This is a genomic window from Ewingella americana ATCC 33852, from assembly GCF_000735345.1.
In the GTDB taxonomy this organism is placed as follows: Bacteria; Pseudomonadota; Gammaproteobacteria; order Enterobacterales; family Enterobacteriaceae; genus Ewingella; species Ewingella americana.
On the sequence record NZ_JMPJ01000025.1, the window covers coordinates 51,259 to 64,820 of the forward strand.

Annotated in this window: 13 protein-coding genes; all 13 read left to right on the forward strand. The window is 53.3% G+C overall.

Annotation, left to right across the window (positions count from 1 at the left end; genetic code table 11):
• Positions 1–78: 78 nt before the first annotated feature.
• The 13 genes from trmJ (at position 79) to bamB (ending at position 13,547) form a co-directional block, all read left to right on the forward strand.
• Positions 79–816 carry a tRNA (cytosine(32)/uridine(32)-2'-O)-methyltransferase TrmJ gene (trmJ, locus tag GEAM_RS03200; RefSeq protein WP_034788150.1) on the forward strand — a complete coding sequence of 246 codons (738 nt, stop codon included), beginning with the start codon at positions 79–81 and terminating at the stop codon, positions 814–816.
• 205 nt (positions 817–1,021) lie between these two features.
• Positions 1,022–1,516 (forward strand): Fe-S cluster assembly transcriptional regulator IscR, encoded by a 495-nt coding sequence (gene iscR / locus GEAM_RS03205; RefSeq protein WP_034788155.1) that lies wholly within the window; start codon positions 1,022–1,024, stop codon positions 1,514–1,516.
• Positions 1,517–1,705: 189 nt separating this feature from the next.
• Entirely contained in the window at positions 1,706–2,875 is a 1,170-nt protein-coding gene (locus GEAM_RS03210; RefSeq protein WP_034788162.1) for an IscS subfamily cysteine desulfurase, read from the forward strand.
• Between the two features lie 102 nt (positions 2,876–2,977).
• A complete protein-coding gene (gene pepB / locus GEAM_RS03215) occupies positions 2,978–4,288 on the forward strand; it encodes an aminopeptidase PepB (RefSeq protein ID WP_034788165.1) in 1,311 nt (436 codons plus the stop codon).
• 70 nt (positions 4,289–4,358) lie between these two features.
• Positions 4,359–5,219 (forward strand): enhanced serine sensitivity protein SseB, encoded by an 861-nt coding sequence (gene sseB / locus GEAM_RS03220; RefSeq protein ID WP_034788168.1) that lies wholly within the window; start codon positions 4,359–4,361, stop codon positions 5,217–5,219.
• Between the two features lie 176 nt (positions 5,220–5,395).
• Entirely contained in the window at positions 5,396–5,821 is a 426-nt protein-coding gene (gene ndk, locus GEAM_RS03225; RefSeq protein ID WP_013574367.1) for a nucleoside-diphosphate kinase, read from the forward strand.
• A gap of 302 nt (positions 5,822–6,123) precedes the next feature.
• Positions 6,124–7,293: a dual-specificity RNA methyltransferase RlmN gene (rlmN, locus tag GEAM_RS03230; RefSeq protein WP_100937954.1), complete on the forward strand. Its 1,170-nt coding sequence runs from the start codon at positions 6,124–6,126 to the stop codon at positions 7,291–7,293.
• Positions 7,294–7,445: 152 nt separating this feature from the next.
• The gene (gene pilW, locus GEAM_RS03235) at positions 7,446–8,213 is read left to right on the forward strand and encodes a type IV pilus biogenesis/stability protein PilW (protein WP_051899395.1); all 768 of its coding nucleotides are present in this window, start codon (positions 7,446–7,448) and stop codon (positions 8,211–8,213) included.
• The gene (rodZ, locus tag GEAM_RS03240; protein WP_034788177.1) at positions 8,203–9,195 is read left to right on the forward strand and encodes a cytoskeleton protein RodZ; all 993 of its coding nucleotides are present in this window, start codon (positions 8,203–8,205) and stop codon (positions 9,193–9,195) included. Before pilW ends, rodZ begins: the two co-directional genes overlap by 11 nt.
• A gap of 42 nt (positions 9,196–9,237) precedes the next feature.
• Complete coding sequence (gene ispG / locus GEAM_RS03245; RefSeq protein WP_034788180.1) at positions 9,238–10,359, forward strand: flavodoxin-dependent (E)-4-hydroxy-3-methylbut-2-enyl-diphosphate synthase; 1,122 nt, start codon at positions 9,238–9,240, stop codon at positions 10,357–10,359.
• A gap of 86 nt (positions 10,360–10,445) precedes the next feature.
• Positions 10,446–11,720: a histidine--tRNA ligase gene (gene hisS / locus GEAM_RS03250; protein ID WP_034788184.1), complete on the forward strand. Its 1,275-nt coding sequence runs from the start codon at positions 10,446–10,448 to the stop codon at positions 11,718–11,720.
• A gap of 13 nt (positions 11,721–11,733) precedes the next feature.
• Positions 11,734–12,354: a YfgM family protein gene (locus GEAM_RS03255; RefSeq protein WP_034788188.1), complete on the forward strand. Its 621-nt coding sequence runs from the start codon at positions 11,734–11,736 to the stop codon at positions 12,352–12,354.
• A gap of 11 nt (positions 12,355–12,365) precedes the next feature.
• Positions 12,366–13,547: an outer membrane protein assembly factor BamB gene (bamB, locus tag GEAM_RS03260; RefSeq protein WP_034788193.1), complete on the forward strand. Its 1,182-nt coding sequence runs from the start codon at positions 12,366–12,368 to the stop codon at positions 13,545–13,547.
• Positions 13,548–13,562: the final 15 nt, after the last annotated feature.

The window sequence follows — 13,562 nt, forward strand, 5'->3', positions numbered from 1 at the left end:
CGCAGTATAGCAGGGGTTCTGAAAATTGACTACCGTTGTGTTAAGCTGCTGTGATTTTCCGCTACGCTTAGAGTCTGTATGCTGCACAATATCCGCATCGTTTTAGTAGAAACGTCCCACACGGGCAATATGGGTTCCACCGCTCGTGCCATGAAAACCATGGGCTTATCGAATTTATATCTGGTAAATCCGTTAGTTAAGCCGGATTCCCAAGCCATTTCTTTAGCTGCCGGTGCCAGTGATGTCATTGGTAACGCCACCATCGTCGACACCCTCGACGAAGCGTTGGCGGGTTGTAGTCTGGTGGTAGGGACCAGCGCCCGATCGCGTACCCTGCCTTGGCCGATGCTCGAACCGCGCGAGTGCGGCGAGAAAAGTGCCAAAACCGCAGAAACCGCCCCGGTCGCCTTGGTATTTGGCCGCGAGCGCGTCGGCCTGACCAACGAAGAGCTGCAAAAATGTAACTACCACGTCTGCATTCCTGCTAACCCGGAATACAGCTCGCTGAATTTGGCGATGGCGGTACAAATCATCGCTTATGAAGTGCGTGTGGCTTACCTTGCTCTGCAAGAGGCTGGCAAACCTCAGGTCGAATATGAAGAAACGCCATATCCTTTGGTCGACGACCTCGAGCGTTTTTACCAACATTTGGAGCAAACCTTGCTGCAAACAGGGTTTATTCGCCAGTCTCATCCCGGTCAAGTAATGAGCAAATTGCGCCGATTATTTACCCGCGCGCGCCCTGAATCTCAGGAGCTAAACATCCTTCGCGGCATTTTGACCTCGATCGACAAGCAGCATAAAGACGCGGAATAAGCCTGAAATTAGCAAGGTTTACTCAATTTAATGTATATAAATCAACGGATTGATTTTTTCTTGCGGGCGGCGAAAAAGACGCGCTGCCCGTAAGGAATAATACTTGAGTAAATTACTAGGTTAAATAGTTGACTGAAATACTCGGGAATGGCAGACTCGTTTGCATGTTCTACCCCCAACGTATTCTTCAACAGGTAACCATGCTATGAGACTGACATCCAAAGGCCGTTATGCCGTAACCGCTATGCTTGATGTAGCACTGCATTCACAGGAAGGTCCGGTTCCTTTAGCCGATATCTCCGAACGCCAGGGCATCTCTCTTTCTTATCTGGAACAGCTGTTTTCGCGTCTGCGTAAAAACGGTCTGGTTGCCAGTGTGCGTGGTCCGGGCGGTGGTTATCTGCTGGGTAAAGACGCCAGTGAAATCGCAGTAGGTGCGGTGATCACGGCTGTTGACGAGTCAGTCGACGCAACCCGTTGTCAGGGTAAAGAAGGCTGCCAGAACGGCGAACGTTGTCTGACCCACACCTTGTGGCGTGACCTGAGCGAGCGCATTAGCGGCTTCCTCAACAACATTACGCTGGGTGAACTGGTGAACAACCAAGAGATTCTGGAAGTGGCGGATCGTCAAAATGGCGAAACGCGTCGCCAGCCTTCAGGCCGTATCCTTGAAACGATTAATGTGAATTTAAGAGCTTAAGCCCTGCACTAAATGGCTTGAGGTCGAAAATCGCGAAAGGGCTGCCATTGGGCAGCCTTTTTTATTCCTCTAGAGAATGCCAGTAGGGCACTATTTTCCTTTTAAGATTCAGTGCAGCCGTTTTAAACTAGCCCTCGTTTTTAAACTCTCTCGTTCGCTCTCGAACGTGCAGTACGGAGCATGCCCGCCATGAAATTACCTATTTATCTGGATTATTCAGCCACCACGCCTGTTGACCCGCGGGTAGCCGAGGCCATGATGAAATGTCTGACCTTTGACGGTACTTTTGGTAATCCAGCATCCCGTTCCCACCGTTTTGGCTGGCAGGCGGAAGAGATTGTCGATGTCGCTCGCAACCAGATTGCCGAGCTGATTAATGCCGACCCGCGCGAAGTGGTGTTCACTTCCGGCGCAACCGAGTCCGATAACCTCGCCATTAAAGGCGCAGCGCATGCCTATCGCGACAAGGGCAACCACATCATTACCAGCCAGACCGAGCACAAAGCGGTGCTCGACACCTGTTTGCAGCTGGAAAAAGAGGGTTTTGATGTCACCTATCTGGCCCCCAATGCTCAAGGCGTGATCACCCCAGCGGCCATTGAATCCGCACTGCGTGAAGACACCATTTTGGTTTCAATCATGCATGTAAACAACGAGATAGGCGTGATTCAGGATATCGCGGCAATTGGCGAACTCTGCCGCAGCCGTGACATCATCTTCCACGTCGATGCTACCCAAAGCGTCGGCAAACTGCCGGTCGATCTCAGTGAGTTGGCAGTCGATCTGATGTCCTTCTCCGCGCATAAAATCTATGGTCCGAAAGGCATCGGTGGCCTGTATGTTCGCCGCAAACCCAAAGTCCGGATTGAAGCGCAGATCCACGGCGGCGGGCATGAGCGCGGTATGCGCTCCGGGACTCTGCCGGTGCATCAGATTGTCGGCATGGGCGAAGCTTTCCGCATCGCTAAAGAGGAGCTGGCGAATGAAGCGCAGCGCCTGAATGCATTGCGTGACCGTCTGTGGCAAGGTATCCAGCAATTAGAAGGCGTGCAGATTAATGGCTCGCCTGAGCATAGCGCGCCGAACATTCTTAACGTCAGTTTTAGCGGCGTTGAGGGCGAGTCGCTGATTATGGCGTTGAAAGATTTGGCCGTCTCTTCTGGCTCTGCCTGTACTTCGGCAAGCCTCGAGCCATCTTATGTTTTACGCGCTCTGGGGTTAAGCGAGGATCTGGCTCACAGTTCTCTGCGTTTTTCTCTGGGACGTTACACCACGGCGGAAGAGATAGATTACGCTATCGACCTGATTGTGAAATCAGTCAGTCGTTTACGCGAGCTACCGCCGGTATTCTCGTCTTAAGTGACCCGAACACAGCAACATTATGTTAGAGAACGTCAGGGCTAAACGCCTGTAATTGAAGACAATACTTTCATTGAAAAATAAAAAAGCAGGAGTGCAGTTATGAGTTCCGAAGTCACCACCAATGAATCCATGCCGATTTTCTTGTCTTCTCAGCCTGCCGACGCACGCTGGGGCGAAAAAGCGACATTAAGCACTAATGCCGAAGGCATGACTATTCATCTGACCTCCGACAACCCGCTGGTGACCATCGCCCGCGCAGCTCGCCGTATCGACGGTCAGGGTGTGAAAAACGTAGCGCTGGCCGGTGAAGGCTGGGATCTGGAAAACAGCTGGGCGTTCTGGCAGGGCTTCCGCGGGCCAAAAGGCAGCCGCAACGTTGAGTGGGCTGAACTGTCAGCTGAAGACACTCAAACCCTGCAACAACGTCTAAAAATTATCGACTGGGTTCGCGACACCATCAACCTGCCAGCAGAAGAGTTAGGGCCAGAGCAGTTGGCAACTCGCGCGGTGGACCTGATGTGCGAATTCGGCAATGGCCACGTTCACTATCGCATCACCAAGGGCGACGACCTGCGCCAGCAAAATTACGCCGGTATCCACACCGTGGGCCGTGCTTCAGACCGCGCACCGGCATTCTTGGCGCTGGATTACAACCCAAGCGGCAACGCCGATGAGCCTGTTTATGCCTGTCTGGTCGGTAAGGGCATCACCTTTGATACCGGCGGCTACAGCCTGAAACCAAGCGCGGGCATGGATTCGATGAAGTCCGACATGGGCGGCGCGGCGACGCTGACCGGTGCTCTGGCACTGGCTGCGGCCAATGGCCTCAACAAGCGCGTTAAGCTCTACCTGTGCTGCGCGGACAACATGGTCGGCGGCAACGCGATGAAGCTGGGCGATATCATTCGCTACCGCAATGGCAAAACGGTTGAAGTGATGAACACCGACGCCGAAGGCCGTCTGGTACTGGCTGATGGCCTGATCGACGCTTCTGAGCAGAACCCTGAGTTGCTGATTGATGCAGCAACCCTGACCGGTGCCGCCAAAACCGCGCTGGGCAACGATTACCACGCTCTGTTCAGCTTCGACGACGAGCTGGCCGCTGAGTTGCAAAACAGCGCGAAAGAAGAGTTCGAACCCTTCTGGCGCCTGCCTCTGGCTGAGTTCCACCGTTCTTACTTGCCATCTAACTTCGCGGAATTGAACAACATGGGCAGCCCGTCACACACTGCCGGTGCCAGCAACGCAGCGGGCTTCCTGTCCCACTTCGTTAAGAACTACAAAAAAGGCTGGTTGCACATTGACTGTTCAGCCACTTACCGCAAAGGCGCTGTTGACCAGTGGGCCGCTGGCGCGACCGGTATCGGTGTGCGTACCGTCGCTAACCTGCTGTTGGCGAAAGCAAAATAAATTTATCGGTAAGATAGAAAGACCATAACGGGGCGCTGAGAAGCGCCCCGTTTTATCGGAGTGAAACAACATGAGTGTCCCGCACGATCACCTGCCAGCGGCAGCCGCAGCCAATAATGGCGAGAATGAACTTGAGCGTTTGTTGCGCCTTTCTGTGACAGAAGCGGCCTATCGCCCGGCGTTTTACCAGACTCTTTTAGAAGCCACCGTCTACGTGCTGGGCGATGCGGGTCAGGAAGAAGAGGGCGCGGGTGAAGTCGCTATCCACGCGGGCAGCGAGTTGAACTTGCTGCATTGGGAAAAGCAGGATGGCACGTCAATCATCCCGCTGTTCTCATCGCTTGAAGTGCTCGAGCGCGCCAGTGCGGGTGAAAGCCCGGACGAGCAGGCTTTTGTGGCTCTTCCTGCACGCGTGTTGTTTGAAATGACGCAGGGCGAGGAGCTTTTCCTCAATCCGAAGTCAGAATACGGCAAAGAATTCACCCCAAGTGAAGTGACGCTGCTGCTGAATACCGGCGGTTTGACCGCACCGGCCGAGCTGGTGTTGGACAAAGAGAGCCAGATAATGATTGGTCAGCCGGAAGAGTATCCTTCGGCGATGATTGACGCGCTGACCACCTTGTTCAGCCAGAAAAAACCGGTACGCCGTGCCTTCTTGGCGCTGATTCACGATAAAGCGGTCGATGAGCTGCCGAACCTGCTGGTGGGCGTTGAAGCGGATGGCACCGAGGCCGAAGTGGACGCGCTAATTCGCGAGGCGGGCAACGTGGCGAGCGAGACGTCGCCAGACGACCAACCGGTTGATTTCTGCATTGTTTCTGAGAAAGAGCGCGGCATTAGCCACTATCTCATCAGCCATACCCAGCCTTTCTATCAGCGCAAGTGGGGCAGTTGGCTGCGCAATATTATTCCGTCTTCCGGCAAGGCGTGATCATCATGAAAGTGGGCTTTAGGTTACAGATGTAGTCTCAGCTCACTTTTTTTTAACGAAATGTTGTGATTCGGGTAGGCAAGCGTAACTTCGCCCCCTATAATCGGCGCCATTTTACGGCAGGTATAACATTAAATTAACCGGCCCTACCTATAAGAGTCAGCCAGAGGTTTTTCATGACTATCGAACGTACTTTTTCCATCATCAAGCCAAACTCAGTAGCTAACAACGACATCGGCGCAATCTACGCGCGTTTCGAACGTGCTGGTTTCACCATCATCGCGTCTAAAATGCTGAAACTGACTAAAGAGCAGGCTGAAGGCTTCTACGCAGAACACAAAGGTCGTCCTTTCTTCGACGGTCTGGTTGAGTTCATGACTTCTGGTCCAATCATGGTTCAGGTTCTGGAAGGTGAAAACGCCGTTCAGCGTAACCGTGACATCATGGGCGCAACTAACCCAGACAACGCACTGGCTGGTACTCTGCGTGCTGACTTCGCTGACAGCTTCACTGCTAACGCCGTTCACGGTTCTGATGCAGTTGAATCAGCGCAGCGCGAAATCGCTTACTTCTTCACCGAAAGCGAAATCTGCCCGCGTTAAGATTTTCTGGCCGGACTTTTTTGCCACTGTTCACCCATATGTACAATAAATATGTGGGTGAGACGCTGCAAACATAGCAACCCAGCCTTAAAATTTGTACAATGTTGCGCCCCGAATGAGTCAGTCTCTTCGGGGCGCAAGTATTTTTGAAGTCCAGAGCTTAGTAATAAGCGACTTTGGAATACACTACATTGCAGGTCGCCACTCAATGACTCTGCACTTCCCTGACGCCATAACGTGTAACAACGAGGCTAATTCGAATTATGTTTGAAACAAACACGCCTGAGCAAAACTTGTCTGATATGACTGCACAACCGACTCCACAGCCAGCCGATGCAGTGAATACTGTCAAGCCTGACGCTGCCAAAATTAACCTTCTTGACCTTAACCGTAAGCAAATGCGCGAGTTCTTCATCAACATGGGCGAAAAACCGTTCCGTGCTGATCAGGTCATGAAGTGGATGTACCACTATTGCAGCGATGATTTCGAGCAGATGACCGATATCAACAAAGCGCTGCGTGAGAAGCTGGCCCGCGTTGCTGAAATTCGCGCACCGGAAGTGGCTTCCGAACAACGCTCCACCGATGGCACCATCAAATGGGCCATTCAGGTTGGCGGGCAGTTGGTCGAAACCGTTTATATCCCTGATGGCGATCGCGCCACGCTCTGCGTCTCCTCGCAAGTAGGTTGTGCCCTCGAGTGTACTTTCTGCTCCACGGCGCAGCAGGGCTTCAACCGTAACCTGCGCGTGTCCGAAATTATCGGGCAAGTCTGGCGTGCGGCGAAAATCATCGGTGCCGCCAAGGTTGCCGGTACGCGTCCAATCACCAACGTGGTGATGATGGGCATGGGTGAGCCGCTGCTTAACCTGAACAACGTGGTTCCAGCGATGGAAATCATGCTGGATGACTTCGGTTTCGGCCTGTCAAAACGTCGCGTTACGCTGTCAACCTCAGGCGTGGTGCCTGCGCTGGACAAGCTGGGTGACATGATTGACGTTGCGCTGGCCATCTCTCTGCACGCGCCGAATGACACCATTCGCGATGAAATCGTGCCGATCAACCGTAAGTACAACATCGACACTTTCCTCGCCGCCGTTGAGCGTTACATTGGCAAATCCAATGCTAACCAAGGCCGCGTGACCATTGAGTACGTGATGCTGGACCATATCAACGATGGCACCGAGCACGCGCACGAACTGGCTGAACGTCTGAAGAACACGCCGTGCAAGATCAACCTGATCCCATGGAACCCGTTCCCCGGCGCGCCGTATGGCCGCAGCTCCAACAGCCGTATCGATCGCTTCTCTAAAGTGTTGATGGATTACGGATTTACCGTCATTGTGCGTAAGACCCGTGGTGACGATATCGACGCCGCTTGCGGTCAGTTAGCAGGTGATGTTATCGACCGTACTAAGCGCACGCTGAAGAAAAAGATGGCCGGTGACGCCATCGCGATTAAAGCCGTTTAAATTCAGCAGCTTGTGGGTAAAGGCGAGTCATTTGTTGTGTTTTCTGGAGCCCGGTCGGCAACGTCGCCGGGCTTAATCTGAACAGCATCTGCTGGAGCCAATAGGCTTCGCCAAGATGAAACGTGGTCGGTGGCAGAATAAAGGGATTTAGCATGACGATTAAAACCAGATGGACCAAGGCAATTGCGCTAAGCTTTACTGTCTGCCTGTTGGCGAGCTGCTCCAGTTCGCCAAAAGAGTCAGAACAGGCCGCAGCGGGCAGTGCTTCGCAGACCCGTTTGCAGCTGGGCATGGCCTATTTGTCTCAGGGCAATATGTCCGGCGCGAAGCAGAATCTGCAAAAAGCCGTCGATAGCGCGCCAAACGATTATCGCACCCAGTTGGGCATGGCGCTTTACGAGCAAAAAAACGGCGATAATGGCGCAGCAGAAAGCCGTTATCAGCAGGCTTTGAAGCTGGCCCCGCAAAATGGAACCGTGCTTAATAATTACGGTGCGTTTTTGTGTGGTTTAGGGCAGTATGTACCGGCACAACAGCAGTTTAGCGCCGCTGCCAATGTCCCTGATTACGGTCAGGTGGCTGACAGTCTGGAAAACGCAGGCTACTGTTTTCTGAAGGCCAATCAGAATGAGGAAGCACGTGTGTTACTGAGTCGGGCATTGAAAATTGATCCTGATAAAGGTGCGCCTTTGCTCACTGAGGCAACCAAACAGTTTGCTGCAGGGAACCGCGCACAAGCGCAAGTGTTGCTCGATGTCTACCAACATGTTCTGCCAGCCAGTGCTGAAAGCCTCATGTTACAAATTCGTTTCGCTGCGTTAGCAAGCAACCCGGTTAGCGTTCAACGCTACGGCAAGCAGCTGGCGCGAAGTTTTCCACAATCCCAACAGTACCAGCAGTTCTTAGCTAATGAATACTGAAGCCTCTCAAGAAAATAAAGCCACAATGACGACAGGCGAACGCCTACGTCAAGCTCGTGAACAGCTGGGACTTAGTCATCAGGCCGTTGCAGAACGCCTATGCCTGAAAGTCTCGACTATTCGCCAAATTGAAGAAGAAACCACGCCGGCCGACCTCGCGCCGACTTTCCTGCGTGGCTATATTCGCTCGTACGCTAAATTAGTTCACGTTCCTGAAGAAGAGCTTTCAAGCATGATTGGCAAGCAAGCGCCAATCAAAGTGCCGAAAGTTGCCTCGATGCAAGGGTTCGCACTCGGCAAATCTCGCAAGAAGCGCGATGGCTGGTTGATGGGCTTTACTTGGCTCGTGGTGTTCGTGGTGATTGGCTTGACGGGTGCATGGTGGTGGCAAAATCATCAAGCCCAGCAGCAAGAAATCGCCACCATGGCTGACCAGTCAACGGCTCAGTTGAATCAGGACAATGGCCAGGGGCAATCTATTGCACTGAACACGGGTGACAACCCAAATTCAGCCCCGGTTGAAACCACGCCAACGCAAGGCACGGCTCCTGCTGATGCTACAGCAGGCGCGGCGTCTTCTCAGCCAGCTAATTCAGTGCCATTAGACACTTCAAGTGCAGCCAATGCGTCAGCCAGCAATACTGAGCAGGCTCCTGCTGCCGTATCGCCAAGCCAGCCAGTTGCACAAAACGGCCTGCCGACGGCAAATGCCGATTCGACAACGCCTGCGGCAGATGCGGACGCTGTTGCCATGACCTTTAAGTCAGACTGCTGGTTGCAGATTGACGATGCCTCTGGCAAGACCTTGTTCAGCGGCATGAAGAAGGGCGGTGAAACCTTGAGCGTTAAAGGTACTGCGCCTTACAAATTAAAAATCGGGGCACCTGCTGCTGTTGAAATTCAGTATCAAGGTAAGCCGGTTGATTTAAGTCGTTTTATCAAGTCCAGCCGTGTTGCTCGTCTGACTTTGGCTGCCGAATAATCGGCAGCTGTTCAGATTCTTTGCAACTGTGGAGAGTAAGTAATGCATAACCAAGCACCCATCACCCGTCGGAAATCAACCCGGATTTACGTCGGCAAGGTGCCTATCGGTGATGGTGCGCCGATTGCTGTGCAATCAATGACCAACACCCGTACCACCGATGTCGCCGCAACCGTGGCACAGATCAAAGCCCTTGAACGTGTTGGCGTTGATATCGTCCGTGTTTCTGTTCCTACCATGGACGCCGCCGAAGCATTCAAGCTCATCAAGCAGCAGGTTAACGTCCCGCTGGTCGCCGATATCCATTTTGACTACCGTATCGCGCTGCAAGTTGCCGAGTACGGCGTTGACTGCTTGCGCATCAACCCGGGCAATATCGGTAACGAATCGCGCATTCGCTCGGTAGTGGATTGCGCGCGCGACAAGAATATCCCGATCCGTATCGGCGTTAACGGCGGCTCGCTCGAAAAAGACATTCAGGAAAAGTACGGCGAACCAACGCCGGAAGCCCTGCTTGAGTCTGCGATGCGCCACGTTGATATCCTTGACCGCCTGAACTTCGACCAGTTTAAAGTCAGCGTGAAAGCCTCCGACGTGTTCCTTGCCGTGCAGTCTTATCGCTTACTCGCCGCGCGCATTGATCAACCTCTGCACCTCGGGATCACCGAGGCGGGTGGCATGCGCAGTGGATCGGTTAAGTCAGCGATCGGCTTGGGTATGCTGCTTTCTGAAGGGATCGGCGACACGCTGCGTATCTCTCTGGCGGCGGATCCGGTGGAAGAAGTTAAAGTGGGCTTCGACATCCTGAAGTCACTGCGCATTCGTGCGCGCGGCATTAACTTTATTGCCTGCCCGACCTGCTCGCGTCAGGAGTTTGACGTCATTGGCACCGTGAATGCGTTAGAACAGCGCCTTGAAGATCTGATCACGCCAATGGACGTGTCGATCATTGGCTGCGTGGTTAACGGTCCGGGCGAAGCGCTGGTATCGACCATTGGCGTGACCGGCGGTCATAACAAAAGCGGTTTCTATGAAGATGGCGTGCGCCAGAAAGATCGTTTCGACAACGAGCGAATGATCGACCAGCTCGAAGCGAAGATCCGCGCGAAAGCCGCCATTATGGATGAGAGTAAACGTATCGTTATCAATCATCTTGAAAAGTAACATCGGTTGCAGGCGCCCATCCGCGCCTGCATTATATTGAACCCGACTATCGGGTTCATTTTTTATAAAAACGATAGAGAATTGACGTGGCAAAGAATATCCAGGCCATCCGTGGCATGAACGACTACCTGCCGGAAGATACCGCGCTGTGGCAACGTGTCGAAGGCATCCTTAAGCAGGTGCTGGGTAGTTACGGTTACAGCGAAATCCGTATGCCGATTGTAGAGCAGACCCCGTTATTCAAACGCGCCATCGGTGAAGTTACCGACGTGGTCGAAAAAGAGATGTATACCTTCGAAGACCGCAATGGTGAAAGCCTGACCTTGCGCCCGGAAGGGACTGCTGGCTGCGTGCGCGCCGGTATTGAACATGGTCTGCTGTACAATCAAGAACAACGCCTGTGGTACATCGGCCCGATGTTCCGCTATGAGCGTCCGCAAAAAGGCCGCTATCGTCAATTCTTCCAGATGGGTGTTGAAGTCTTTGGCCTGCAAGGCCCGGACGTTGACGCAGAACTGATCATGATGACCGCCCGCTGGTGGCGTGCGCTGGGTATCGCCGATCACGTCGCGCTGGAGCTGAACTCTATCGGTTCTCTGGAAGCTCGCGCTAACTACCGTGACGCGCTGGTGGCTTTCCTTGAGCAGCATAAAGAGAAGCTGGACGAAGATTGCAAACGTCGCATGTACACCAACCCGATGCGCGTTTTGGACTCGAAAAACCCAGACGTTCAACTGTTGTTGAATGACGCGCCGGAGCTGGCGGATTATCTTGATGCGGAATCTAAAGAACACTTTGCTGGCTTGTGTGAACTTTTAGAGCAAGCAGGTATCCCATATACGGTTAACCAGCGTCTGGTTCGCGGCTTGGATTACTACAACCGCACCGTGTTCGAATGGGTAACGACTAGCCTTGGCTCACAGGGTACTGTGTGTGGGGGCGGCCGTTATGATGGTTTGGTCGAGCAACTGGGTGGTCGCGCAACGCCAGCCGTCGGTTTTGCGATGGGGCTTGAGCGTCTGATCTTGTTGATTCAGGCTGTTAACCCAGATTTTAAAGCACCTGCGACAGTAGATGCTTATGTGATTTCTGTCGGTCCTGGTACTCAGGGCGCAGCAATGCAAGTTGCCGAGTCACTGCGTGATGAGCTTCCTGCATTGAGAGTGATGACTAACTACGGCGGCGGTAATTTCAAAAAGCAATTTGCCCGCGCTGATAAATGGGGAGCGCGCGTCGCTCTGGTATTAGGTGAAAACGAAGTCGCGGCCCGTCAGGTAGTGGTTAAAGACCTGCAAAGCGGTGAGCAAGAAACGCTGGCGCAAAGCGAACTCGCTGCGCGCTTGGCCTCGATGATAGGTTAAGGAGAAGGACCACGTGGAAGTCTATACCACTGAAAACGAACAAGTTGACGCTGTACGTCGTTTCTTTGCAGAAAACGGTAAAGCGCTGGCGATTGGCGTTGTACTCGGCATCGCCGCTCTGGGTGGCTGGCGTTACTGGCAGTCCCACGAGAGCACAGCCATGGCTGACTCTTCTGTGGCTTTCCAGCAGGCCAATCAGGCCGTGACGGATAAGAAAGCGCAGGGCGTTGAAGATTTAGAGAAATTCGCGCAGAGCAATAAAAATAACTATGGTGTGTTCGCTTCACTCCAGCTGGCTGACCATTTCGTGGAAGCGAAAGATTTCGCTAACGCGGAGAAGCAGCTGGTCGCCGCACAATCTCAGGCTAAAGAAGAGAATTTGCTCTCTCTGGTCAGCCTGCGTTTGGCTCGCGTTCAGTCGCAGCAAAAGAAATTTGATGACGCACTCAAAACGCTCGACGGCGTGAAGGGTGAAGGCTGGATTGCACTGCAACAAGATGTTCGCGGTGACGTTTTGCTGGCGAAAGGCGATGCCAAGGGCGCGCGTGAAGCCTTCAGCAAGGGCCTTGATTCTAAACCTTCTCAGACGCTTCAGAACGTGTTGCGTATGAAATTGAACAACTTATCCAGCTAAGGGGAACCCCGATGCAATTGCGTAAAACACTCTTGGTAGGATGGGTTTCCGTTGCCCTGTTGAGTGGCTGTTCTTTGTTTAACAGCGAAGAAGACGTCGTTAAGATGTCCCCGTTGCCGAAAGTTGAAAATCAGTTCACACCAACAAAAGTGTGGAGCACGTCGGTGGGTGATGGCGTAGGCGATTTCTACTCTCATCTGCGTCCAGCTTGGCAGGACAACACCATCTTCGCAGCCGATCGTTTCGGTATTGTGAAATCTCTTGATGCTGACAGCGGCAAAGAGAACTGGAAAGTGAACCTGTCGGAAAAAACCGGTTTCTTCTCCAAAAATCGTCCTGCATTGCTGTCTGGCGGCGTGACTGCTGCTGGCTCACATATCTATGTGGGCAGCGAAAAAGCGATCGTTTACGCACTGAACAGCGCGGACGGTACTGTTGCATGGCAGACCAAAGTGGCGGGTGAAGCACTTTCTCGCCCAGTGGTCAGCGACGGTCTGGTGATCATCCATACCGGCAACGGCATGCTGCAAGGCTTGAGCGAGGCTGACGGTACTATCCAATGGACCGCCAACCTCGATATGCCAACTCTGTCTCTGCGCGGTGAGTCAGCCCCTGCAACTGCCTTCGGTGCAGCCATTGTTGGTGGCGACAACGGACGCGTGAGCGCGGTGCTGATGAAAGAAGGTCAGTTGATCTGGCAGCAACGTATTTCTCAGCCAAGCGGCGCGACTGAAATCGACCGCCTGAGCGACGTGGACACCACGCCAATCATCGTTGACGGCGTAGTTTACGCGCTGGCTTACAACGGCAATCTGGTGGCGATGGACCTGCGTTCTGGTCAAATCATGTGGAAACGTGACGTTGGCTCGATCAATGACTTCATCGTCGACGCGGGTCACATCTACATGGTTGACCAAGATGACCGCGTGATGGCGCTCGACACCCAAGGCGGCGTTAGCCTGTGGCGTCAAAGTGATTTGTTGCACCGTAACCTGACCGCGCCAGTGTTGTATAATGGTTATATTGTGGTCGGCGACTCGGAAGGCTACCTGCACTGGATCAACACCACTGATGGCCGTTTCGTGGCTCAGCAGAAAGTTGACAGCTCCGGCTTCTTGGCTGCGCCAATCGTGGCAAGCGACAAGCTGGTCGTGCAGGCGAAGGGCGGTGAGGTTTACTCCTTCACTCGCTAAACGTCGCCAATAGTC